This is a genomic window from Desulfovibrio desulfuricans (genome assembly GCF_004801255.1).
In the GTDB taxonomy this organism is placed as follows: domain Bacteria; phylum Desulfobacterota; class Desulfovibrionia; order Desulfovibrionales; family Desulfovibrionaceae; genus Desulfovibrio; species Desulfovibrio desulfuricans_C.
On sequence record NZ_CP036295.1, the window covers coordinates 3,067,184 to 3,091,816 of the forward strand.

Genomic DNA, 24,633 nt, shown 5'->3' on the forward strand with positions numbered 1-24,633 from the left:
TCACCCCCGACTGCTACGTGGAGGACATGGCCCTTACTTTATACAGCGCCCATGCATCCTCCCCCCCACGGCTGGAAGCTTGCCGGGCATAGCTGTATAGCTTACGCATGATACCCTGCGCCCGTTGTATTCTGCTGAATCTGTATCACATTCTTGTGGACGGCCTGTTTGATACCGTGCCTTTTGTGTTGTCCTTTATGGCGCTGGCCTACGGCAGGGACGAAACCGACGTGGGGCTTGTTGTTTCGCTGCTGGGCACGGGCCTGAGCATCGTGGCCGGGCTGGGCACTGGCTGGGTATCGCGTCGGTTTGGTTTTTCCGGCTCTGTGGCCCTGCTCACCGGTATTGCCGGGGTGGGGTTTGCGGGTGCGGCGCTGTCAGCGCCATACGCGGCAGAGATGGCATGGCCCCCAAGTTTCAGGCGGCAAAACACTCCGCGCCAGCCAGCACAAACAAAACGCCGCCCAGCAGGCACAACCGACTCCAGTAGGCCAACCAATCCTTGCCGGGTGGTCTGATGCCGCAAAAATCACGGGCTGCAATCATGCCGCAGCGGTAATACCCCCTGCGTCGCACAGGGCTTTGAGCGCGGGCCTGTTCAGCATGCGTATGGTCTGGGCGGCAGATGCCCCGCCCAGCTGGCAGGGGGTTCTGCCCTGCTGCTGGCGTTGCTACGGGATAAAAACTTTCAGCTTCGGTCGTGGTGACATCCATAAGGTCAGCCAGCAGCAGCGGTGGCGGCGCATGGACGGTCAAGGGAGGTCAGGGCAGCATAAAACCGCCAGGGCGCTAGGTTGGCATATCGCCTGTTATATCAAAATATACACAACCGGGCAGAGTAAGCGCGAACGCAACTGACAAGCATTCGCCCAGCCACTGCCGCACCCTATTGTTTTCCTCTGCGCGTCCGTTTAGAACTGAGCAGAATATTGGCATACTTTTATACCAATGCAGGGAGCGCGACGATGCTTAAAAATATCTCTGTTGCCAGAAAGTTTGTCATCCTTATCGTTTTAGTATTCGTTGGCATGACTGGGCTTTTCTCCATCTCAACATATACGATAACAAAATCATCAATTGGATCTGCCACATATCAGTCTATAGACCGCAGCAAGGATCTGCTCGCAGATATTTTGCCGCCGCCGCTCTATGTAATAGAAACATATCTTGATGCTCTGCAACTCATCAGCACCCATGACGCGGATGTTCAGGAAAAGCTGTACGGCTCCATTGCCCAGCACAATAAAGACTTTTTACAGCAGTACAACCGCTGGCATGCCAGTGACATTGATCCGCAGATCAAACTGATTCTTGATCAGGAGCTCTACCCCACCGGCAGCGCCGTATTTGAGATCATTGAGAGCAAAGTCAAACCCGCTGTTAAGGGCAACAACAGGTCAGAGGCCGAAACCGTCACTGACAGCCAGCTTACCCCTGCCTACCATAAACACCGCGAGGTCGTGGTCAAACTGGCAACCCTGCTTGACGTCTATTCCCATAAAGTAGCCGAGGAAGGCCGCAACGTTGTGGAAGCAGGACGCATTTTATTTACCGCCATATTTATCTTTGGCCTGGGATCATCACGCTCATCTCGCTGGGTATTGCCATGGGCGTTATCAAACCGCTCAGAGAATGCATAAAATTTGCAAAAGACATTACCAGAGGTGAGCTCGACTCTCAGATATCGCTGCAACGCAGAGACGACTTTGGCACGCTGGCAAACAGCCTCAGCGCCATGCTGGCCGAACTGAAGCTCAAAATGTCGCTGGCCGAAGAAAAAAACCAGCTTGCAGCACAAGAGGTCGCCAGGGCCACCCATGCCATGCAGGCCGCGCAAGAAGCGCGCGAAAAGGCAGATGCCAACCGCAACAAGATCATTCAGGCAGTACAAAGCCTTGAAGCTGTGGTAGATGTGGTAGCCACGGCGTCTGAAGAACTCTCAAGTCAGGTAGAGCAATCAAGCCGAGGCGCGGACGAACAGTCTGGACGGGTGCGCGAAACCGCAACCGCCATGGAAGAAATGAATGCCACCGTACTTGAGGTGGCCAGAAACTCCCAACGGGCAGCCGATGCCTCAAGCCACACCAGGGGGCAAGCGCAGGAAGGAGCGTCTATCGTTGATAGCGCGGTAAAGGGCATCGAAAGCGTACGGGCGCAGTCGCTTGCCATAAGCGAAGACATGGCCGTTCTGGGCAAGCAGGCCGATGGCATCGGCGAGGTTATGGGCATTATTGCCGACATTGCCGACCAGACCAACCTGCTGGCGCTCAATGCCGCCATTGAGGCAGCACGGGCGGGCGACGCGGGGCGCGGTTTTGCCGTTGTGGCCGATGAGGTGCGCAAGCTGGCAGAAAAAACCATGACCGCCACGCAGGACGTGGGACGTGCAGTTTGCGAAATTCAGGAGGGAACCAGAAAAAACATCTCCAGTGTGGAAACCGTGGTCGCCGCCGTTGAAAAGGCTGCGTCCCTTTCCATACACTCTGGCGAATCGCTGAAGAACATCCTTGAATTTGTCGATCAGGTGAACGATCAGGTGCAGTCCATTGCCACGGCCAGCGAGCAGCAATCAGCCACCAGCGAAGAAATAAACAAGTCTGTAGAACAGATTGCAACCATTTCTGCCGAAACAGCGCAGGCCATGGAGCACGCCGCCAAGTCGGTGACGGATCTCATACAGCAAACCCATGTGCTGCATGACCTTATACAGGATATGAAGACCCAGAGCCAGGCGGGCTAGAGACTGCCGCCGCGCGCTGCATGACCTGACGCGCACGCGGTTGCCGGGCTTGTGGCTGGACGCAGACTCTCCCTAACGGTATAGCTTGCGCATGATACCCCGCGCCCGCTATATCATGCTGAATCTGTATCACATTCTTGTGGACGGCCTGTTTGACACCGTGCCTGTGGTATTGTCCTTTATGGCGCTGGCCTACGGCAGCGGCGAGACCGACGTGGGGCTGGTTGTTTCGCTGGGCACGGCCCTGAGCACTGCGGCCGGGCTGGGCACTGGCTGGGTATCGCGCCGGTTTGGTTTTTCCGGCGCTGTGGCCCTGCTCACGGGTATTGCCGGGGTTGGTTTTGCGGGTGCGGCGCTGGCGGGCGGCATGGTTGCCGCCGGGGCATGCCTCATGCTGCCCATGGCGGGTTTTGCCACCTTTCACAATCTTTCCTTTTCGTACCTGACGTCCAATACCGAGCGACGCCGCCTTGGCCGGGTTATGAGCGACTTTACCGCTCTGGGCGATGTGGGGCGCATCCCGCTGGTGTCGTTTGCGGCCTTTGCGGCGGCCTATTCCCTTGGGTCGCTGCCGGGCTGGCGGGCCGTTTGCCTGGCCTACGCCGCCCTTGCCCTGTGCGCCGCCCTGTGGCTCTTTTGCGCAAAGAGCACCTTTGACGCGCCAGCCGCCCCCGCTACGGAAGCGAGCGGCCCGGCCCCCAACGCAGATGCCGCACAGGCCGAGCCATCCCCCGCCGCGCAACAGGCCCCTGAGCAGCGGCCCGCAAGGCGCAACCCCTTTGCCGCCTTTGCCATACTGAAAAACCGCGCGGTTTTTCTGGCCATGCTGGCAAGCATGCTCAATGCCTTCAGCAATGACAGAATATTTACCTTTCTGCCCCTGCTGCTGGTGGCCAAAGGCATCGACGCCAAAACCATAGGCTCGTTTGCGCTGGGTTTTACCCTTGGCTCCTTTGCGGGCAAGATGGCCTGCGGTCGTCTTATCGATATTTTTGGCACGCGAAAAATATTCATCTTCGCCGGGCTTACCCTCACCCTGCTGCTCGGCGCGCTGCTCCACTCAGACAATCTGGCGCTGACCATACTGGCGGCGCTGGCCATCGGCATTGTCACCAAGGGCACCGTGCCCGTCATCCAGACCATCATCACAGAGCCGGTACAGGGGGCGCAGGCCTACGAAGCCATCTTTTCGGTCAATTCCTTTGGCCGGGGCGTCACCAACATCCTTACCCCGACGTTGTTTGGCGGCATGGCCTCCCTGTGGGGCATGGATGCGGTGTACATGCTGATGGCGGCGGTCGCGGCGCTCAGCATTGTGCCCGTCATGCTTATGGGCAGGCCGGGCAGAACCGAGGCCGACGCGCCGTAACGCCGCTACCCGCGCCACCAGCAGGCAAACCGCCGCACTGCGGCAAGCTCGGCAACCGGACAGGCGGCAATACCGGCCACCGGCCCCGCCGCCCATTCCATTGCATACTGGCCGCTGCGCACGGGCCGCTGCGGCTCGCAGGACACAAACCGGCCACACACGCATCGCCACCACACCCCGGCACACAACGCGCTGCACGCTACTCACGGCACGCAAAAAGCGCCCATGATAACCATGGGCGCTTTGCGGTAACGTAAGGCGGCAATGCCGCAGTTGCACGGTCTAGAACTGGTACACAAAGGTAACGGCGGTGTTCCAGGCGTCGGCGCTGCGGTCGCTCTTGCCGTTCATGAGGCTGTTGCCCCACACTGAGGAGCTTTTGTCGAGGAACAGGGCGTCATAGTTGGCTTCGATGTACACGGTAAAGTTGTCGTACATCTTGTACTTGGTGCTCAGACCAAATTCCACCAGGCTGTCGTTGCGGGTCAGATACAGACCTTCGCGCCCTGCGACGGTGTTGTCGTTGGGGGCCATCCAGCTGCCGTTGGCGTTATTGAGCTTTTTCAGTATCGCGGGATCGTTGGTGCCGCCGATGTAGTTGATGCGGAAGGTGTGGCTGAGGTTGTCCACAAAGCTCATGTCCTTAAGCCTCACGCCAATGCCCCAGGTACCGGTCATGGATTTGCCCACAATGCTGTCGCGTCCCACAATGGGGTCGCCGTGGAAGGCAAATTCCGAAAAATCGTTGGGGTTGTTGGGGTGGATGTTGGGCATGCGCTCCGACCCGTTGCCGAGGTTGTCGTCGTCGCCCGAGGTATACCAGCCGTACAGGCCGGGGGTGCTCCAGTCGAGCTTGTATTCGAGCAGCAGCGTAGCCAGCCAGCCGGAGCGGTTCATGGCCGAATCGTCGTACTGCACCGAGCCGTACACCACGTCCCACGCAATGCGGAAGGGATCAAACAGCGTGATCTGACCGGGCAGCCCCACCCAGCCGGCATTGCCGTATTCCGTCAGCCTACTCTTGTGAAAGCCGCCGTACAGGGGCAGCATACCGGCCCTGGGGCCGCCTGCCGAGGCAGAGCTGACGTAGGTGGTTATCTGGGAATTGTTGACGTTGTTGTAGTTGAGGGCGGGGCCAATACCGGCGTACATGCCCCAGGGCGTAAGGTTAACGCCGTTAAACGTCAGGGGCAGGGTCAGGCCCACGGCGTCAAAGTTGTCCATGTAGCCGGGGTTGCGGCTGTTGGTGGCCGTGGAGTTGTCGTTAAACAGACGCGCCCAGAAGGCCGTTACGCCCACGTTTTCGTTAAAGGCGTAAGAAGCGGTGATGCCTGCCACGTCGTCGGCGAGCACCTGGCTGTTGTTGATGTAGTCGGGCAGCTGCATGGGCTGAATACCCATGCGCACCTTGAGGTCGGTCTGCGGCACGGTCCAGTCAAGAAAGGAGTTCTTAACCTTTATCCAGGTGCCGTCAGCGCCCAGGGCCGAGCCGTTGCCGCTGGCGCCCCAGTACTGCATCATGCCGCGGTTGTAGCCGCCGATTTCAAAGTGCACCGTGCCGGAAAGATTTTCAGAAGCCCTGGCGTCCAGCTGCAGACGTATCTGCTGGGCGGCTTCAAATTCGTCTTCAGTGGCGCTGTACCCCGTTCTGCCCCCACCCTCCGTAAAATTGCCGTGCTGACCGTAGCTGAAGTTGTATGCCCAGCGGCCCTTGGCCGAAAAATCAATGGCGCTTGCACTTCCTGAAAGTGCACACAACATCCCGGCCGCCAGAACTAACACTGCAATTTTTTTCATCCCCGGCTCCATCTTCGTTTCCTGGTTCAGTACCCAATAACCAACACAACGCGGCTTCCACTTTTACGCATACAGGGGGGGTCGTCTTTCCTAACTCCATATGTGATATTTTTCCACCTTCTTTTTGCGTTATCCGTGGTTCTTGCGGCCCAAAAAGGCTCTGGGGCGCGGGGTTACGAAAATTTGCGTTCACGGGGCGCTGTTTGCGGCTTGCCCAAAACAGGCACACAGGCAAGGTCACGTGAGGGCTGCGGTCATTTGCGGGCCATGGGCGCACCTGCTACACTGGGGCGTACACTCACAGGCGCGCACCCCAGCACGGGCCAGCCGCCGCAATCCGGTCTGCCCGCCAGCACGACCGCCGCACCGATCCGCCATGCTGCAAGCACTTAAAAACTCAAGCCTGTTCGTCAAACTCGTCATCATGGTCAGCCTGGCGCTCTGCCCGCCCATGCTGTTCAGCCATCTGGCGGAATCGTACTTTATCAGCAAATATGGTTACGAAGAGGCGGAAAAAACCGTTTCAAACGTGGCCCGCCTGTCGGCGGAATCGTCCACCGTCATCGAGGGCATGCGCTCGGACAAACCCGAGGCCCGCAAACAGATGACAGACTTTGTAGAGATGCTTACCCATGTTTCCAACGTAAAGTTTATTGTGCTCATCGACATGCAGGGCATACGCCTCTACCACCCCGAAGCATGGAAGATCGGCGGGCACATCGAGGGCGGCGACGAGGGCGAATCGCTGCATGGGCACGCCTACATTTCGTCCGCGCGCGGCTCCTTCGGCTTTTCGCTGCGGGCGTTCCGGCCCATTTACGACGAGCAGGGCAAGCAGCTGGGCGCTGTGGCCGTAGGCATCATGTCCAAGGATATAGAGGCCAACATGGCCCGGCTCAACGGCCCGCTTTCATGGCTGTTTGCGCTTTCGCTGGCCATAGGCATCGGGCTGGCGGTGCTGCTTTCGCGCACCATAAAAAAGATTCTTTTCGGGCTCGAGCCGCACCAGATCGCGCGCATGCTTGAAGAACGCAACGCCATCCTGCGCACCGTGCGCGAGGGCATTATTGCCGTCAACAAAGAGGGCACCCTGGTGCTCGTCAACGAAATGGCCGAAAAAATACTGCGCTCGGCAGGCGTAACCGGCCCGCTGGAGGGCCAGCCCGTACAGGACACGGTCCCCGCTACCCGTCTGGACGCCATAATCAAGGAGGGCAAGCCCGAATACGATATGGAGCAGAACATCAACGGCAGCATCATCATGACCAACCGCGCGCCCATCACCCTTCAGGGCAAGGTTATCGGCGCGGTGGCGACCTTTCGCGACATGACCGAAGTACGCGTTCAGGCCGAGCGGCTCACGGGCCTCAGCAATTATGCCGAGGCGCTGCGCTCGCGCTCGCACGAATACCTCAACAAGATGCACGTTATCTCCGGCCTGCTGCGCAACAAGCGTTATGGCGAGCTTGAGGAATACCTTGAGCACATCATCGGCAGCAAAAAACGCGAGACGTCCTCCATAGCCGCCCTGGTCAAAGACCCCATCGTGGCGGGCTTTCTTGAGAGCAAATACAGCCGCGCCCACGAGCTGGGCGTCACCCTGCATATTGAGGGCGCAGGCGAGCTGCCGCAGCTGTCGTCCAAGGGGTCGCACGCCCTGGTGACCATTGTGGGCAATCTTATAGACAACGCCTTTGACGCGGTTACCTATGCGGGCGAAAAGCGCATCACCCTGCATATCGAAAGCGATTTTGCCAGCGCTGGGGGCAACGGCCAGCTTGTTATCAGCGTGGCCGACACCGGGCGCGGCATCGCCGAGGAGCATCAGGAAAAAATCTTTACCAAGGGCTTTTCCACCAAGGGTTCCAACCGGGGCATCGGCCTGTACATGCTGCTGCTCACGCTGGACGAAGTGGACGGATCGGTGGAGATTGATTCACGGCTTGGACACGGCTCGACCTTTACCGTCCGCTTTCCTGCAACTACTCTGGCTGAAGGAGCAAACCCATGATTCGCGTCATCATCATTGAAGACGACCCCATGGTGGCAGATCTCGCTGCCGGATACCTGGACGGCATAGACGGGTTCAGGCTTGAGCACACGGCCCACTCCGGCGAGGAAGGGCTTGAACTGCTGCGCTCGAACCATGTTGATCTGGTGCTGCTGGACGTGTTCATGCCCGGCATGGACGGCATGGAGCTGCTGCGCATCATCAAGGCGCAGTTTTTCCACACGGACGTCATCATGATAACCGCCGCGCAAAACAGCGACGACATCCTCAACGCCCTGCGCATGGGCGTGGCGGACTACATCGTCAAGCCCTTCACCTTTGAGCGCTTTCGCGAATCTCTGCTCCAGTTTCGCGAAAAGCGCCAGCTGCTCATCTCGCCCGAGGTGCACATCACCCAGGAGATGCTCGACCGGCGCATATTCATAAAAAAAGAGCGCCCCGCGCCAGAATCGGGCACGCCCAAGGGCATTGACGCGCGCACGCTCAAAACCGTCATGCAGGTGCTGCAGCAGTACGAAGGGCCGTTCAGCCTCAAGGATATTGAACCGCTGACGGGGATTTCGCGCATTTCGCTAAAAAAATATTTTGACTATCTCATAGATACAGGCAGGCTTGGCAGCGTCAAGGATTACGGCGGCCCTGGCCGCCCCGTGACCCTGTACAACTGGATTGCCTGAGGCTGACCGCACGCAATACGGCCTCGTGCAAAGGGACGTTGCGCGCTCAGCTCATGGCGTGGCCGCGCAGCAGCCGCACAAAAACGCTCACGGCCAAAATATCGGCGCAGCCGCCGGGGCTCAGCCCTCTGCGGGCAAAATCGGCGCTCATGCGGCGTAGAGCGGCCCGCCCCGCTTCTGTACGCAACCCGCCTTCATCCAGAGCCGCCCGCGAGGCAATGGCCGCATGCCGCAGCCCCTGCAGCCCGCCGCGCCACAGCAGGTTGGTGTCGTCCATGGCCTGCATCAGCTCCAGCAGACAGTGCGCCATGGCCGTGTTGAGATCATGCCCCGCGCCGTGCGCCTCCAGCGCCCGCAGGGCCAGCCCCACATGCGGAAAGCCCCGCTCGGCCTCGCCCCTGATGCCCGTAATGCCGTAGAGCAAAAACATGACTTCGCCCGCGCTGAGCCTACGCCCCAGCCGCGCCTCCAGCTCTGGCCGCGCGTCGCGGGGGCTGAGGCTGTCGGCAATGCCGCAGCGCAGCGACTCCCTCAGGGCCGCCAGCGGGGCAAAGTCCTGCGCGACGCCGCCCGCCAATGAGGCCGCCTCCTGCCGCAACGCTGCCGCGGACGCGGTCTGTCCGCTCAGCCGCCCTGCGGCCACGCAAAACAGCCCCATGGAAAATATAAGACCTTTGTGGGTATTTACACCGCCTGTAGCCCGCAGCATGCGCTGCTCCGCCCCTATGCCCAGAGGGCGCAAATGCGCAAACACCCGCTGCGGCGCAAACCCGCGCAGGGCTTCGCCCAGGGCGTGAGCCTCGGCAAAATAGGGGCGCAGGGTCCGGGCGCTGCGTACAAAAAGGGGATAATCCATATCGCTGTGCGCGCCGTTGCCGTCAATGCACACCAGCCCCGGCTTGGGGCTGACGGCGGCCTCAAGTATGGCCGCGCGCGCGGCAAGCTCCGCCACTCGCTCAGAGGACAGACACAGCGGCAGGCAATCCTGCCCCGCCTGCCGCTGGTTTGCGGCGCACTGTTGCCCGTCGGTCATGGCAATTACGGCCGACATGCGCGGCCCTGCTTTGCAGACTGCTCCGAAGCCCGTTCCGCAAGTCGCAGCAAGCCGCGCACGGCGGCGAGCAGGTCTTCCAGGCTGTGCCTCTGCTCGCGACGGCACAGGCTGGCGGGTTGGGAACACAAAAAACACCGGCGCGGCGCATACGCGGCCTGATCAGACCCACGGCCCTGACTGTCCGGACTGTCAGGGCTGTCAGGGCGTTCCTTGCCCGGCAATATTTCCCTCGTCCCGTCCCCCGCAGCCAGATGGGCGCGGTTAACGGGCTGCCCCTGCGCATCCATGACGTCCGCGTCGGCCAGCCTGCCCAGCACGTGACTTTCTTCCACGGCAACCGCCGCTCTTTTGAGGTCAAGGGCGTCCATACGCACGGCGGCCACCCAGCCGGGGCCGTCAGGGCCGGAAAGTCTGCATTCGTCCACCAGGCTTCCCCCGGCCTTGTCCACCGCGCAGCACAGAGCCGTGCGCAACTGGCTCAGGGCGGCGTCCGCGCCGGGCAGATTTTTGCTTGGCCCGGGGATGTTCAGCGTCAGCGAGAGCACCGGGCAATTGTACATGCCAGCCAGGGACAAACGTTTGTTCCAACGGCGTTCGCGTTCGGCAAGCAGCTGGCAAAGGTCCATCACAGATTCTCCCGTGTACGGCGCGGCGAAGGGGCCTGCCCCTTCGCCGCGCTTGCGTGCGCCGCTTATTTTGTGGCGTATATCTTGTCTACAATGGCGCCGTCACGGTACTCCACAAGACCAACGACCTTTTCGCCGTGCTCGAAGGTCAGTGGTTTGCCGGTCATCTTCATGGCGGCCTCGTGCAGCTCGGCAATGTCGCACACGGGCAGCCGGGCGTCGCGCAGACGGTCGGCCAGCTCCCTGCGGGCAGGGTTTACGGCAATGCCGCGCTCGGTCACCAGCACATCGACGGTTTCGCCCCTGGTGGTGAGTGTGGTGCACTTGTCCACCACGATGGGCAGACGCGCCCGCACCAGCGGAGCCACAATGATGGTCAGCTTGGCCCCGGCCGCGGCATCGTTGTGCCCGCCCGAACCGCCGATAATGTTGCCGTTGGAGTCGGTGGTGACGTTGACGTTAAAGTTCAGGTCCACCTCGGTGGCTCCCAGCAGCGCGGCATCCAGATAATCCACGCAGGCGCTCTTGCTGGCAGGGTTGGCGTAGGTGTCCGCCGATATTTCCACATGGCGCGGGTTCTGCGCAATGGACTTCACGCTGCTGAGGTCAAAGCACTGCACGTCAAACACGTTGTCGAACAGGCCTTCCTCCAGCATTTCGACCATGTACCTGGTGATGCCCCCCAGCAGAAAACCGCCGTGCAGCTTGAGGGCGCGCATGTCCTCCTGCAAAAATATGGAGGCCGCCAGCGAAGCGCCGCCAGCGCCAGTCTGGTAGTTGAAGCCGTTTTTGAGCAGCCCCGACGCGCGGATGACGGCCTGCGCGCTGCGGGCGATGGCCAGGGCCACAGGGTCGCGGGTCAGGCTGATGGAGCCGGAAACAATGCCTGCGGGGTCGCCGATCTTGTCCACCACGACCACGTGGTCCACCTGATCGTGGGGTATGCTCACGCGGCCAAGCCCGCCCTGCACCAGATGGTCGGTAACGGCAATGACATGCGCGGCGCGTCTGGCGTCGGGCATGGCGTAGCCAAGCGAGCCGCAGGCCGACGGGCCTTCGGTGCCGTTGATGTTGCCCAGCGCGTCCACCGCCGGTGCGGCGATGACGGCGATGTCGATCTTGAGCGAACCTTCGCCGATGGCGCGGGGCCTGCCGCCGTGCGAGCGAAACATGACCGGCGTGGGCAGCAGGCCGTCGGTAACGGCGCGGGCCAGCGGGCCGCTCATGTAATCGGTATCAATGCCGGTGATGACGCCGCTTTTGACATACTGCACAAGGTGTTCGTGCACGGGAAACAACGACGAACAGGCCAGGGTGATGTTTTTGACGCCCAACGAAGCCACGGCATCCATGGTCATGTTGACCACATGGTCGCCGTTGCGCAGGTGGTGGTGGAACGACAGCGTCATGCCGTCGGCAAGGCCGCACTGGCGCAAGGCATCAGCTATTGTTGCAATAAACTTGTTTTTCATGGCTGCGCCCCCTTTAGACATCGGCCAAAAGCAGTATGCGTTCCGCCCGTTTGATAATGGGCAGGTCAATCATCATGCCATCCAGTGAAACCGCGCCCTTGCCCTCGGCCTCGGCCAGCTTTGCCGCCGCCATGACGCGCCTGGCCCAGTTGATTTTTTCCTGCGCGGGCACAAAGGCGTGGTTTACCCGGTGCACATGATGGGGCGAGATGACGGCCTTGCCGTCAAAACCGAGCTGCACGGCCAGAGCCGCGTCTTTTTCCAGCCCTGCAAGGTCGGATACAAAGGGAAAGGGCGTATCAATGGCCAGCACGCCCGCAGCCTTGCAGGCCGTGAGCAGGCGGGAGCGGGCATAGGCTATCTCTGCCCCTTCGGCGGTGCGCTGCGCGCCCATGGCCGCCGTAAAATCTTCCGCGCCCAGCAGTATGCCCCGCAGCTCGGGGCTTGCAGAGGCAATGGCGTACACGTTTTCAAGCCCCAGAGGCGTTTCGACAATAACCAGGGCCTGCACCTTCTCGCTCACGCCAAACTTGCGGCGGGCAGCCTCGATGGCTTGCGCTATCTGCAGCACTTCTTCGGCGCGCTCGATTTTGGGAACCATCACAAAGTTGGTGCGCGCTTCGACAACGGCTTCCATATCCGCCTGCCAGAAGGGCGTATCCAGCCCGTTGATGCGCACGGTTATGCCCACGCCCTGCGGCCGCAGCTCCTTGAGCGCGTGGCTCACAAGGTTGCGCGCCGCGTCTTTTTCCTGCCGGGCCACGGCGTCTTCAAGGTCAAAAATAACCACATCCGCGCCCAGGCACTGAGCGCTGGCAAGCATGCCCGGGTTGTTGCCGGGCATGAAAAGAAACGTGCGGTTGCGCATCACATTTTCTCCTTGTAGCGAGCGATGGCCGTTTCCATGCGGGCCTTGATGGTGCATTCCAGCGCGCCCTTGTCCTGAGCGGTCACCTCCACGCCCGAAAGCCCCGACGAGGCCAGGCACTGGTCAATAACAGCCCGGATGGCCGGCCCAAACTGGTTGATGACAATGCTTGACAGGCTGACGCTGTTGGCGCCGCCGTCAACGCTGCTGATGGTGATAAGAATGTCGTTTGATTCCAGTGTACCTGCCAGGGCGCTTATGCGTGCGCTCATATATCGTCTCCTCCGGCGGCATGGCCGCCTGCATGAAATCAACGGACAAATTGCCCCAAACCGTGCTGCCGCCCTCTCAGTGGCGGCCCTCATGACTGGTCAGCCGACGCCGCAGCTCGACCCCTTGCCCGGACCGCAAAAAATTATAGGTGGCCGGGGGCAGCAGGGTCTGGAGTTCACGCCAGTCATCCTCGCTGGCCCAGCCGTGCAGCAGGGCGCGCACGCGCGAGGCGCTTACCGCCGCTCCGGCTGATTCCAGACGGGGCACCTCCCGCAGGGTCAGCCCGCTGCGGGCAAACTGCTGCGTCATCACGGCATTGTACTGGCGGGTTACGGGGTCGTAAGGCTCTGTGCCCACAAAACGGATGGAGATGCCCAGATCGGGTGCGATGCGGGTGGCAAAAATGGCGCAGTCAAGGCCCGCGTGCACGCTGCCGCGCGTTGCATCGGCAGTGAAATAGGCGGGAAAACTGGCGCGCGAAACCATGTACGGACCAGACGGCAGCACCAGCACGTTGGGCAAATGGGCCAGTCCCTCACGCACAAGGTTAAAGCGCACGTCAAAAGGCACTACAGAGACGTCTTCCTCCACCACAAACACGAGCAGCCGGTGGCAGGCCGCTGCTGCCGTGCGTGCCAGATATTCATGCCCCCGGGTAAAGGGGTTGGCGTTCATGACAATGGCCCCAAGGTTCGGGGCCGTCTGCCCGTAGCGGGCATTTGCGCCGGGCGTCGCATCGGGGGCTGCGCCAGCGCCGGACCCCGCCGCCGCAAATGCCGCCACCTGACTGCGCGTTGCTGCCAGCCAATGCGCATAGTCGGGCTGGCCCTGCTCCAGCAGGGCCGCCTGCCCGCTGCTGGCAACCAGCGTAAACCCGGCTGCCGCAAACTTTTCCGCTTCGCTGGCCTTGGTAAAAATAAAAAAATGGCCCAGGCCGCGCTCTTTGCCGTGCAGCACCAGGCGGCTCAAAATAGCCGTGGAAACTCCGCCGCCCTGCGCCTGAGGCGCTACGCAAAAACCGCACAGCACCGCGCCCGCCAAAAACCCGCAGGCGACCATGACCCCGTCTTCGTAATATCCAAGGCCATAGTCGCACCCGGCGGGCATGCCCAGCCCGACGGAGGCCAGCAGCCTTTGGGCCTCGGCCAGTTCCGTGTCGATCAGTATTTCGCGGTACTCCTGCATGCGCTTTCCCCATGGGCATGCGCCCGATCGGTGCTGCTGTTCAAGACAGGCAGTCCCCGAAAGGCGCAAGCGCGCCTTTCGGGGAAGCCTGATCGCGTGCGCTGCTAGCCAGCGTAAAATACGCGCATGAGGATAACGGCAATGACCACCATGGATGCGCCGCCGATACGCGTGGATATCTGCGCAAAGGGCATGAGCTCCATGCGGGACGAGGCCGACAGAATGGCCACGTCGCCCGTGCCGCCAAGGCCGCTATGGCAGGCGGTAACCAGGGCCGCCTCAACGGGGTACATGTTCAGGAAGCGGGCGGTAAGAAAACCGCACGAAATCATGGAAAGCACGGTCGCCATGACGGTGATGACGTAGCTGGGCTGGATAACGGCCACCACGTCCTGCCAGGGGGTGTAGCACACGCCGATGCCCACCAGCAGCGCCCAGGTGAGGTTTTTGGAAACAAACAGGTAAAACTGCTTGGCGCTTTTTTCGACAATGGCCGGCATGATGCCCAAGGCCTTAACGATGGCGGCGGACAAAATCATGATGATGGGCGCGGGGATGGGAATGATCATGTTTACCAGCATGCCGAACAGGTAAAAACAGCAGGCGGTAAGCAGACCCATGCCCAGAATGGTCACGTCGATGACTTCTTTTTCCTCGGTGGGCAGCAGGGTGTCGTCGCCCATGCGCACCAGCTTGCCGTTGCCGGTGCTTTCAGGGTGTTTGATGGCGTAGCGGCGCAGCATGCCCGCGCAGATGATGGCGGTTACGTTGCCAAGCATGGCAGCCGGGGCCACCATGGCAATAAACTTGCCGGGGTCGACGCCCTGAATTTCGGCATACCCGGCGGAGAGGGGCAATATGCCCTCGCCTACGCCGCCCGAAATGATGGGAATAACAATGTAGAAAAAGCTTTCAAACACGCCGTGCCCCAGCAGCGTGCCCACGCCGGTACCCACGATGCAGCTGGCCAGCGTGCCCAGAATGAGCGGCACAAACATGCGCAAAAAGCCCTGGATGAGCACCTGCCGGAGCATGCCCAGGATGCTGCCCGTCACCAGGCTGGCGATGTAAAAATACAAAAAGTTCGCGCCGCCGCCCTTGCCGCCGGTAAAGTGGAAGATGGCGTCCTTGGCAGGGCCGTCCAGGATGCCGTAAAAAACCAGCACGGAAGGCACAAAAATGGAAAGGATGGCAGGCCCGCCAATATCTTTGAGCACGGGCAGCCGCAAGCCCATGTCGCCCAGCAGGATACCCAGGATCAGCATCATGGCGAAACCGCCAATCATGTCCTTGGGCAGCTTGCCGTAATGTGCGGCCAAAAAGACCACCGCGGCAAAGAACACATAGACCGGCAGCGGCACTGTACCGATCTTGAAATTGAGCAGCTTGTCCCAAAGCCCTTCGGAACCGGCTTCAGAATGGTTGTTTTCTGCGGTTTGCATGACATTGACCCTCCGTGGAGTATTTGATCTTTGTCTATGCCGCCGCCGCAGATAAATCTTTTTATGTAAGTTATAAAAAAGTTTCGTAAGTTATGTAACTTTGCCGTGGTTTTTTATGCCGTCCAGACGGATGCCGGGCGTGGCGCGACAGCCCCGCAGTGCCCTGCCCGGCCTGCGTCTGGCCCAGTGCCTATAGCCCAGCGCCTAGCCCAGCGCCCGCCATGCTATGAATACGCCTATGGCCATGCACAGCCCGCTGACCATGCGCTTGAGCAGTCGCACCGGCACGCGATGGGCTATGTGCGCGCCCACGCCGATGCCCACAAGCTCGCAGGCCGTAATCCACCAGACTATGGAGTAGGAAATAAAACCGTTGCCCATATGCTTGCCGAGCCGGAAACGGAAATGACCATCTGCAAAACCTGGCTGGTGGCAATGCACTGCAGCGGCGCATAACTGAAAAGCAGCATCACCGGCACGGAAACAATGCCCCCGCCAGCGCCGGTCATGCCGCACAAAAAGCCCGTAAACAGGCCGATGCCAAAGAGCAGCAACGTATTGCCCCTGGGGCTGAGCCGCTGGGCTAGCCCCGTGCCCTGCCCTGCAGGCAGCATGGAATACAGGCTGGAAAAAACGATCAGCGCGGCCAGCACCATATTGAGCGCCTGCGCCGGAATATACGCCCCCACATGCGCGCCCGCGTAGCCGGACAAAAAACTGCCAGCCACAACCGGCAAAGTGACGCGCCAGTCGATAGTGCCGTAACGCTGATAGCTTGCCGTGGCCACTATGCCCGCAAACAGAAAGCTGAACAGCGCCGTGGCCATGGCCTCGTGCGTACCAAGCCCGCCAAAATACATGATGGCCGGTATAAGCAGCACGCCGCCGACGCCTGTTGCGCCGATAAGCGTACCCACAAGAAAGGACGAAACAGCAAGTGCCGCCAGCATGAGAAACTCCTTCCGGCGGCTGCGGCATGCGGCAGCGTGCCGGGCTGAGGGTTTGCCCGGCACGCGCTCGCCGTGTCCGGGCGGGCCGCCCTTCTCCGCCGCTTGCAGACAAAACGCCGCCCCGCTGTTTGGGGCAGGGCGGCGCAAGACTGAAAAGGGCGGGGTCCGGCATAAGACCCCGCCCAGGGGAGGAGGGTGTTTCAGCCCTAAGGAAACTAAACCGCCGCGTCGGTCACGGTGGCGGCATCATTCGCGACGACCGTCTTGCTGGCCGTGGCGGGCTTCAGCAGGTCGGTGCGTTCACGCAGGGTTCCGAGCCAGATGGTCGAAATCGTGCTGAGAATGCCCGCCGCCAGCAGATAGCCGCACAGGTACCAGGGCTGCGAGCCGTTGGCCTGCACCAGCATGGTGGCGATCATGGGCGTGAGGCCCGAGGCGAATATGCCCGAGAACTGGTACACAAACGAGATGCTCGAGTAACGCACAGTGGGGTCAAAACTGTCGGAGAACAGGCTGGCCATGCTGGCGTAGGCAGCGGCGTACACAATGCCGAAGGGCACGATGATGGCAAGGTAGACAAAGAACAGGTTGGTTGTGGCGTAGTTGTGCAGCACCCAGAACACGGGGTAGGACGTAACGCCAAGCAGCAGCGCGGCAGTGCCGAAAATACGGCCCTTGCTGGTGCGGTCGGCCATGGCGCCCCAGAGGGGAATAAACACGGCCATCACGGCCGAGGCCACAACCACGGCCATCAGGGCTACCGTACGGCTAACGCCGCAGGTATTGGTAAGATAGGTGAGAGAAAACACGCCAAACACGTTAAAGGCAATACCTTCAACAACACGCGCGCCCACGCAGGCCAGCAGTGTTTTGGGGTAACGCTTGAAGGCGTCGAGCATGGGGTAGCGGATTTTTTCCACATGCTCCTTGTGCGAGGCAAAGTCCTGGGTTTCCTGCACTGAAGTACGGATGTACGCGCCAACCAGCACCAGCACGGCGCTCAGCACAAAAGCCAGACGCCAACCCCAGGCGATGAATGCCTCGTCGGGCAGCAGCCACGAGAGCATGCCGATCACGCCAGATGCCAGCATAAGCCCGATCGAGAGGCCTACCTGAGGCAGGCTGCCGTAAAAGGCGCGCTTGTTGGCCGGGGCTGATTCAAAGGCCATCAGCACCGCGCCGCCCCATTCGCCGCCAAGGCCTATGCCCTGGGCAAGGCGGCAGGTCACCAGCAGTATGGGCGCCCAGATGCCGATGCTGTCGTAAGAGGGAATGCAGCCGATAAGCACGGTGGCCACACCCATGATCTCAAGGGTGAGGATAAGCATTTTTTTGCGGCCGATCTTGTCGCCAAAATGGCCAAAAACAAAACCGCCAAGCGGACGGGCTACAAAGCCCACGGCAAAGGTGGCAAAGGCCAGAATGGTGCCTACGCCGGGCGAAAACGAAGGGAAGAACAGCTTGTTGAACACAAGCCCGGCCACCACGCCATAAAGAAAAAAGTCATACCATTCGATGACCGCGCCCATCAGCGAGGAAATAACCACGCGGCGCAGGTTTGACTTGGCATGTGCGTCATTAACGGCATTGCTCATGTGTTTTCTCCTTATGACAGGCCCAGCACGCGGCGGGCGTTTTCATACATGACCTTGCGGCGGACTTCTTCAGAAAGTTCGAAGTGCCTGTAGGCGTCAAGGGCGTCGGCCAGTTCCACAAAGGGGTGGGCGCTGGCAAAAAGAACCTTGTCGGGAATAAGATCGTTCATGGCGCGTACATACACGTCGACCATGGGCGCGCGCTCATATTCCGAAATATCCATGTACACGTTGGCGTTGCGCAGGCATGTGTAGATGGCCTCGTTTACAAATGGGTACCCGCCGTGGCTCATGATGATGGTCAGCTCGGGAAAATCCCTGGCAACCTTGTCCACGTCGCGCGGATCCGCGTATTCCAGAATGGCTCCCGGCACCTGCGGCGGCGGGGCCATGGTGATGAAGACCGGGATATTCAGCTCGCAGCACTTGGCGTACAGCGGGTAAAACCGGGCCTCCGAAGCGGGGATGTGCGCAAGGTACGGGTCGATGGCAATGCCCTTCATGCCGTAGTCGGCCACCACGCGCTCAACTTCGCGCACCGCGTCCATTTTCTTGTGCGGATCAATGCCCCAAAACCCCACAAACTTTTCGGGATAAGCCCGGCAAAACTCCAGCACGCTGTTGTTGTTGGCCGGAAACCCGTACGTGGTTTCGCAGTCACGACCGGTAATGACCCCAAGTGCCACGCCAAGATTGTTCAGGTCGGCCACAATCTCGTCAAGGGGCTGCGGCTTGCGGGCGTCAAAGCCTATGGCCTTGCAAGCGGCCTTGAACATGGAACTGTTTTTGATGCCGTTGATAATCTCTGGCGTATTTGGGCGAAAGCGAAAATCAATCACGTTCATAATGCGGTTCTCCTGAACCCGCTTGGGGGGTTGTGCGGCGCTGGCGGCAAATTCTTTTGCCAGATCCGCGCGGGCTGCCGTGCCGGGCCGCCCGTGCGGGAAACAAACGGTTTCCCATCTCTCTTCTCCAGGCGTTGCTATTTATAAGCCGTTCAGGTCGCCTCCAACCCGCACGACTTGTGATTTTTTTCGTTTTGCATGATGTGTGCCAGCCCACAAACCACAATTTTTCGTTTCTTCTATTATAAAAATCAATAATTCTAGCTAGATATATATTTTAATTACATAGTAATTAAGTATACTTATACGCTGCGTCGCAAATTTGCAACAAGCAGGAATGGTTGTCTACTAAGGCAAAACAGCACTTTGTGAAAATAGAAACATGATGATTTTGCTCATGTTAGGAGGGGGTCGTCGCAGCCTCAAACGGGTGGTGTCGCAAACTTGCGTCGCAATAAATGCCCCTTTTACTGCAAGCCGCTCCTGAGTGGTGCAAATTTGCGACCGGGGCTTGTCCAAAAGCGCACTTCCGGCGGCAAACCGAAACTTTTTTTATAAAAGTATAATAATATCAAATAATTATAAATTGTGGCATATCGCATGCAGAGGGGCAGAACAACCGAGGATTGCCACACCCTTTCGGCGTTCTCCGTGCGGCGGCAACGCGATTGTCCCGCATGCCCCATATTCATATTTCAGGAGTATCGTGATGAGCACCACCACTTGCGAATGCCGCTCCCCCCAGGAACAGCGTTTGTACGACAAGATCGAGGGCAAGGAAGACAAGTTCCGCAAAACCCACACCCGCGTTTTCAAGCTGCTGGATCGTTTTGAAGGTCAGAAGCCGCGCATCGACATCGAGCGCGCGCTGTTCTTCACCCAGTCCATGCAGGAAACAGACGGCCAGCCGCTGGTGCTGCGCTGGGCCAAGGCCCTCATGCACATTGCGAAAAACATGACCGTCTACGTGCAGGATGACCAGCTGCTGCTGGGCCGCGCAGGCTGCGACGGCCGTTATGGCATCCTGTACCCCGAGCTGGACGGCGACTTTCTTGATATCGCGGTGCGCGACCTGCCCACCCGCAAGACCTCGCCCGCCACAATCACGCCCGAAGACGCCAAACGCGTTGTTGAAGAGATTGCCCCCTACTGGAAGGGCAAGACCTACCACGAGGCGCTCAACGCCGCTTTGCCCGCCGAGATCCACAAACTTACCTATGATGACCCCATGGGGCTCATCTCGCGCTTTATCGTCAACGAAACTTCGTCCTTCCGCTCGTCCATCCAGTGGGTGCACGACTACGAAAAAATTCTGAAGCGCGGCTTTAACAGCATCAAGCAGGAAGCCCAGGAAAAGCTGGACGCCCTTGACCCCATGAGCTGCAAGGACACCTGCGAAAAGCGCCCCTTCCTCGAAGCCGTTGTCATTGTGTGCGACGCCATCGTGCTGTGGGCCAAGCGGCACGCCGTGCTTGCCCGCGAAATGGCCGCCAAGGAGACCAACCCCACCCGCAAGGCCGAGCTGCTGCGCATGGCCGACAACGCCGACCATGTGCCCGGCGAGCCCGCCCGCGACTTTTGGGAGGCTTGCCAGAGCCAGTGGTTTACCCAGATGTTCTCGCGCATCGAGCAAAAGACCGGCACCACCATTTCCAACGGCCGCATGGACCAGTATTTCTTCCCCTTCTACGCCAAGGACCGCGCCGAAGGTAAGATTACCGACGCTCAGGCCACCGAACTGCTGGAATGCATGTGGGTGGGCATGGCCGAATTTATCGACATGTACATCTCGCCCACCGGCGGCGCGTTCAACGAAGGCTACGCCCACTGGGAGGCCGTGACCGTGGGCGGCCAGACCACCGACGGACGCGACGCCAGCAACGCGCTGACCTACCTTATCCTCAAGTCCAAGCGTGAGTTTCCGCTGCACTACCCCGACCTTGCGGCCCGCATCCACTCCCGCGCGCCCGAGCGCTATCTGTGGGACGTGGCCGAAACCATCAAGTACGGTTCGGGCTTTCCCAAACTTATCAATGACGAAGAAATCGTGCCTCTGTATGTTTCCAAGGGCGCTACCTTTGAGGAAGCCCTGGACTACGCTGTTTCGGGCTGCACCGAGGCCCGCATGCCCAACCGCGACACCTACACCTCGGGCGGCGCGTACATCAACTTTGCCGCCGCCGTGGAAATGGTGCTGCGCAATGGCCGCATGAAGAAATACGGCGACCAGCAGCTGGGCGTCGAAACCGGCGATCCGCGCAAATTCAAAACCTGGGACGAATTCTGGAACGCCTACGTGCAGCAGCACCTGCTGTTCCTCAAGGCGGCCTTTACCCAGCAGTACATCATCAACAAGCTGCGCGCCCAGCACTTTGCCCAGCCCATGGGTTCGGCCATGCACGACCTGTGCATGAAGCACTGCATCGATCTGCATCAGGAGCAGATCCCCGAAGGCATCAACCTGGGCTACTTTGAATACATGGGCCTTGGCACGGTGGTGGACTCCCTGGCCGCCGTGAAAAAGCTGGTGTTTGAAGAAAAAAAGCTGAGCATGGACAAGCTGCTTGCGGCCATAAACGCCAACTTTGAAGGCTATGACGATGTGCGCGCCATGCTGCGCTCCGCCCCCTGCTACGGCAACAACGACGAGTACGCCGACGCCATTGGCCGCGAGATCGACAAGATTTCCGTGGAATACGGCGGCAAGTACTCCATGAAGGATCTGGGCATCCACAACGACGTGCGCTACGTGCCGTTTACCTCGCACGTGCCCTTTGGCAAGGTGGTTTCGGCCACGCCCAACGGCCGCACCGACGGGTTCCCGCTTTCAGACGGCTCCTCCGCTTCGCACGGCGCCGACGTCAACGGCCCCACGGCGGTTCTGCTCTCCAACTACCACACCAAGAACATGGGCATGCGCGACCGCGCCGCCCGCATGCTCAACATCAAGTTCACGCCCAAGTGCGTCGAAGGCGAGCAGGGCACCGAAAAGCTGGTGTCCTTTATCCGCACCTTCTGCGACCTCAAGCTGTGGCATGTGCAGTTCAACGTGGTCAACAAGCAGACCCTGCTGGCTGCGCAAAAAGACCCGCAGAAGTACCGCAACCTTATCGTGCGCATTGCCGGTTACAGCGCCTACTTTGTGGACCTGTCGCCCGACCTGCAGAACGACCTGATTGCCCGTACCGAACACGACGTGATGTAACAGCCCCGGACGCGGCTGGCCAACCGGCCGGCCGCGTCCGCTTTTTATAAAAGGATGGTCTTATGTGTCTGGATGACTGCCAACGCCAAGGCATGGTTTTTAACATACAGAAGTATTCGGTTCATGACGGCCCCGGCATAAGAACCATTGTTTTTTTGAAGGGTTGCGCACTTTCATGCCGTTGGTGCAGCAACCCGGAATCGCAGCGCCGCGAGCCGGAGCTGGCCTTTAACGCCGGGCGCTGCCTGGGCGTCTCCAAATGCGGCCACTGCATTGTGGCCTGTCCCTACGGCTCCATCACCCTGGGCGACGACGACAGGCTCAACATAAACCGCAACCACTGCGCCGCGTGCCACATGCCCTGCGCGGCGGCCTGCCCGGCCCAGGGTTTGCTGGTTTACGGCAAAGAGCGTACAGTAGACGATGTATTGAATGTGGTGGAACAGGATATGGCCTTTTATGCCCGTTCGGGCGGAGGCCTGACGCTCTCGGGCGGCGAACCCCTGCTGCAGGGCGAATTTGCCCTGGCGCTGCTGCGCGAGGCGCGGGCGCGGCGCATCAAGACCGCCGTGGAAACCTGCGGCATGGTCTCCGCTGAAACCATCCGCGCGGCTGCGGAATACCTGAACTATGTGCTCTTTGACATCAAGCACATGGACAGCGCCGCGCACGAAGCGCAAACAGGTCTGCCCAATACGCGCATCCTCGAAAACTTTCGCATTCTGGCGGAGGGGTTTCCCGATCTGCCCATTCTGGCGCGCACGCCGGTCATCCCCGGCTTTAACGACAACGAAGAAACCGTGGCGGCCATTGCCAATTTTCTCAAGCCGTTTGAACGCGTAGAATACGAAATGCTGCCCTATCACCGTCTGGGCACGCAAAAATACCAGTTTCTCGACAGACCTGTGCCCATGGGCGAGGTAAAACTGGCCGCGGAACACATGAACAGACTCCAGGCAGTGGCGCAGAGCATTCTGGGCCAGAGGGTCCGTATTCCGCACTAACACTTCTACCCCCCCCAGCAGAACTATGGCATGCAGATCTTCCGAGCTTCTTTCAAAACATGTGGAACGCATACTCGACGCCCTGCCCGAAGGCGTTTTTATCAGTGACGCCGCAGGCACAAGCCTGCGCGTCAACCGCATGTACGAGCAGCTTACAGGCCTCACCCAGGAGCAGATACGCGGCAAAAATGTGCGGGATCTGGTTCAGGAAGGCACGTTTGACTGCATCCTGAACCCGGAAATCGTGCGCACGGGCAGGCCCACCACCCATGTGCAGCAGCTCAAAGACGGCAAAAAACTGGTGCTTACGGGCTTTCCTGTTTTTGACGGCAAGGGCGATCTGTGCCTGGTGGTGACCTTTGCGCGCGATGTAACCCTGCTGGCGCAGCTGCAGGACCAGGTCGCCGGGCAGTGCAAGCTCATCGACCAGATCAACGACCAGCTGGCCTACATAGCGCAGGGCGCCGCCAAATCGCGCGAGCCGGTGTACGCCGGCAGAGCCATGGGCGACGTGATCTCGCTGCTGGGGCGGTTTGCCCACACCGACGCCACGGTGCTCATCCTTGGCGAGACAGGCGCGGGCAAGGACGTCTTTGCCCGCTACACCCACTCGCAGTCGGCCCGCAGCGATAAAATTCTGCTCAAGGTGGACTGCGGCGGCATATCAGAGTCGCTCACCGAGTCGGAGCTGTTCGGCTACATGCCGGGGGCGTTTACCGGGGCATCCAGCAAGGGCAAGGCAGGCTACTTTGAAATAGCCGACGGCAGCACCATTTTTCTGGACGAAGTGGGCGAGCTGCCGCTCTCCATGCAGACGCGCCTGCTGCGCGTGCTGCAGGACGGAGAGATCATGCGGGTTGGGGCCTCCAGCCCCCGCAAGGTGGACGTGCGCATCATCGCCGCCACCAACCGCGACCTGGCCCAAAGCGTTGAGGCAGGAACCTTCCGCCGCGACCTGTATTACCGCCTCAATGTTGCTACCGTGCGCATACCGCCCCTGCGCGAGCGGCAAGAAGACGTGCGCGCCCTGGCGGAGCACTACCTTGCCCAGTACACCGCCAAGTACCACAAGGCCATGGCCTTTATGGACGTGACCCTCGACATCATGTCGGCCTACGCATGGCCGGGCAACGTACGCGAGCTGCAAAATCTTGTGCACAGCCTGGTCATCACGCTCACCGGCCCGCTCATTTCGCCGCGCGACCTGCCCCCGCAGATATCGGGGGCAACCCGCGAGCCCTCGTGCTATTCCGAAGACATCCTCGCCGCACGCCGCCCCCTGCGCGACATCATGGCCGAGATGGAACGGGATTTTCTGCTCAAGGCCCTGGAGGTGCACGGCTCGGTGCAGCGCGTGGCTGAACTTTTTCAGATCAACCGCAGCACGGTGTTCCGCAAGTTGCAGGGCGCAAGGCGGCAGGACTGATGCGGCCGGGCGACATGGCTGGCGGGATTGCTGACGGCCCTGCTGATCGCCCCGGGGTTTCGCCCTGGCTTGTGGCTGTGCTTACAACGCTGGT

General features: G+C 60.2%; 21 protein-coding genes. 9 read left to right on the top strand and 12 right to left on the bottom strand.

Features of this window, described 5'->3' with window-relative positions; genetic code table 11:
* Positions 1-107 precede the first annotated feature (107 nt).
* From DDIC_RS12905 to DDIC_RS12920, 4 genes are all read left to right on the top strand, one after another.
* Positions 108-518, top strand: coding sequence for a hypothetical protein (locus DDIC_RS12905; protein WP_136400816.1), 411 nt, complete (start codon positions 108-110; stop codon positions 516-518).
* 447 nt (positions 519-965) lie between these two features.
* Positions 966-1,640, top strand: coding sequence for a hypothetical protein (locus tag DDIC_RS12910; RefSeq protein ID WP_136400817.1), 675 nt, complete (start codon positions 966-968; stop codon positions 1,638-1,640).
* Positions 1,607-2,740, top strand: coding sequence for a methyl-accepting chemotaxis protein (locus DDIC_RS12915; RefSeq protein WP_136400818.1), 1,134 nt, complete (start codon positions 1,607-1,609; stop codon positions 2,738-2,740). The genes DDIC_RS12910 and DDIC_RS12915 overlap by 34 nt, the downstream gene beginning before the upstream one ends.
* Before the next feature lie 115 nt (positions 2,741-2,855).
* The gene (locus DDIC_RS12920) at positions 2,856-4,109 is read left to right on the top strand and encodes an MFS transporter (RefSeq protein WP_247647488.1); all 1,254 of its coding nucleotides are present in this window, start codon (positions 2,856-2,858) and stop codon (positions 4,107-4,109) included.
* 282 nt (positions 4,110-4,391) lie between these two features.
* Here the strand turns inward: DDIC_RS12920 and DDIC_RS12925 are convergent, their stop codons facing one another.
* Entirely contained in the window at positions 4,392-5,918 is a 1,527-nt protein-coding gene (locus DDIC_RS12925) for an outer membrane homotrimeric porin (RefSeq protein WP_348769728.1), read from the bottom strand.
* A 364-nt stretch (positions 5,919-6,282) separates the two neighbouring features.
* Here DDIC_RS12925 and dcuS point away from each other — a divergent pair, with 364 nt between their 5' ends.
* The gene (gene dcuS, locus DDIC_RS12930) at positions 6,283-7,917 is read left to right on the top strand and encodes a DcuS/MalK family sensor histidine kinase (protein ID WP_136400819.1); all 1,635 of its coding nucleotides are present in this window, start codon (positions 6,283-6,285) and stop codon (positions 7,915-7,917) included.
* The gene (locus DDIC_RS12935) at positions 7,914-8,594 is read left to right on the top strand and encodes a response regulator (RefSeq protein ID WP_136400820.1); all 681 of its coding nucleotides are present in this window, start codon (positions 7,914-7,916) and stop codon (positions 8,592-8,594) included. The genes dcuS and DDIC_RS12935 overlap by 4 nt, the downstream gene beginning before the upstream one ends.
* Positions 8,595-8,640: 46 nt before the next feature.
* Here DDIC_RS12935 and DDIC_RS12940 read toward each other — a convergent pair whose 3' ends face one another.
* The 11 genes from DDIC_RS12940 to DDIC_RS12985 form a co-directional block, all read right to left on the bottom strand.
* Entirely contained in the window at positions 8,641-9,645 is a 1,005-nt protein-coding gene (locus tag DDIC_RS12940) for a triphosphoribosyl-dephospho-CoA synthase (RefSeq protein WP_136400821.1), read from the bottom strand.
* Positions 9,633-10,274 carry a citrate lyase holo-[acyl-carrier protein] synthase gene (locus DDIC_RS12945; RefSeq protein WP_247647607.1) on the bottom strand — a complete coding sequence of 214 codons (642 nt, stop codon included), beginning with the start codon at positions 10,272-10,274 and terminating at the stop codon, positions 9,633-9,635. Before DDIC_RS12945 ends, DDIC_RS12940 begins: the two co-directional genes overlap by 13 nt.
* A gap of 65 nt (positions 10,275-10,339) precedes the next feature.
* The gene (citF, locus tag DDIC_RS12950) at positions 10,340-11,746 is read right to left on the bottom strand and encodes a citrate lyase subunit alpha (RefSeq protein WP_136400823.1); all 1,407 of its coding nucleotides are present in this window, start codon (positions 11,744-11,746) and stop codon (positions 10,340-10,342) included.
* 13 nt (positions 11,747-11,759) lie between these two features.
* Positions 11,760-12,614 (bottom strand): HpcH/HpaI aldolase/citrate lyase family protein, encoded by an 855-nt coding sequence (locus DDIC_RS12955; RefSeq protein ID WP_136401149.1) that lies wholly within the window; start codon positions 12,612-12,614, stop codon positions 11,760-11,762.
* Positions 12,614-12,886 (bottom strand): citrate lyase acyl carrier protein, encoded by a 273-nt coding sequence (citD, locus tag DDIC_RS12960; RefSeq protein WP_136400824.1) that lies wholly within the window; start codon positions 12,884-12,886, stop codon positions 12,614-12,616. The genes DDIC_RS12955 and citD overlap by 1 nt, the downstream gene beginning before the upstream one ends.
* 76 nt (positions 12,887-12,962) lie before the next feature.
* A complete protein-coding gene (locus tag DDIC_RS12965) occupies positions 12,963-14,072 on the bottom strand; it encodes a [citrate (pro-3S)-lyase] ligase (protein WP_136400825.1) in 1,110 nt (369 codons plus the stop codon).
* A gap of 104 nt (positions 14,073-14,176) precedes the next feature.
* Complete coding sequence (locus DDIC_RS12970; protein ID WP_136400826.1) at positions 14,177-15,514, bottom strand: 2-hydroxycarboxylate transporter family protein; 1,338 nt, start codon at positions 15,512-15,514, stop codon at positions 14,177-14,179.
* Between the two features lie 204 nt (positions 15,515-15,718).
* Entirely contained in the window at positions 15,719-15,895 is a 177-nt protein-coding gene (locus tag DDIC_RS13840; protein WP_168732563.1) for a hypothetical protein, read from the bottom strand.
* The gene (locus DDIC_RS12975) at positions 15,865-16,464 is read right to left on the bottom strand and encodes a sulfite exporter TauE/SafE family protein (protein WP_136400827.1); all 600 of its coding nucleotides are present in this window, start codon (positions 16,462-16,464) and stop codon (positions 15,865-15,867) included. Before DDIC_RS12975 ends, DDIC_RS13840 begins: the two co-directional genes overlap by 31 nt.
* Positions 16,465-16,679: 215 nt before the next feature.
* A complete protein-coding gene (locus DDIC_RS12980) occupies positions 16,680-18,059 on the bottom strand; it encodes an MFS transporter (protein WP_136400828.1) in 1,380 nt (459 codons plus the stop codon).
* 11 nt (positions 18,060-18,070) lie between these two features.
* Positions 18,071-18,904, bottom strand: a complete 834-nt coding sequence (locus DDIC_RS12985; RefSeq protein ID WP_136400829.1) for an amidohydrolase family protein — start codon at positions 18,902-18,904, stop codon at positions 18,071-18,073.
* Between the two features lie 709 nt (positions 18,905-19,613).
* Here DDIC_RS12985 and hpsG point away from each other — a divergent pair.
* The 3 genes from hpsG to DDIC_RS13000 all read left to right on the top strand — a co-directional run bounded on the left by hpsG (position 19,614) and on the right by DDIC_RS13000 (position 24,539).
* Positions 19,614-22,109, top strand: coding sequence for a (2S)-3-sulfopropanediol dehydratase (gene hpsG, locus DDIC_RS12990; protein WP_136400830.1), 2,496 nt, complete (start codon positions 19,614-19,616; stop codon positions 22,107-22,109).
* A gap of 62 nt (positions 22,110-22,171) precedes the next feature.
* On the top strand, positions 22,172-23,113 hold the full coding sequence (gene hpsH / locus DDIC_RS12995) for a (2S)-3-sulfopropanediol dehydratase activating enzyme (protein WP_136400831.1): 942 nt from the start codon (positions 22,172-22,174) through the stop codon (positions 23,111-23,113).
* A 25-nt stretch (positions 23,114-23,138) separates the two neighbouring features.
* Positions 23,139-24,539: a sigma-54 interaction domain-containing protein gene (locus tag DDIC_RS13000; protein ID WP_136400832.1), complete on the top strand. Its 1,401-nt coding sequence runs from the start codon at positions 23,139-23,141 to the stop codon at positions 24,537-24,539.
* The last annotated feature ends 94 nt before the right edge of the window (positions 24,540-24,633 follow it).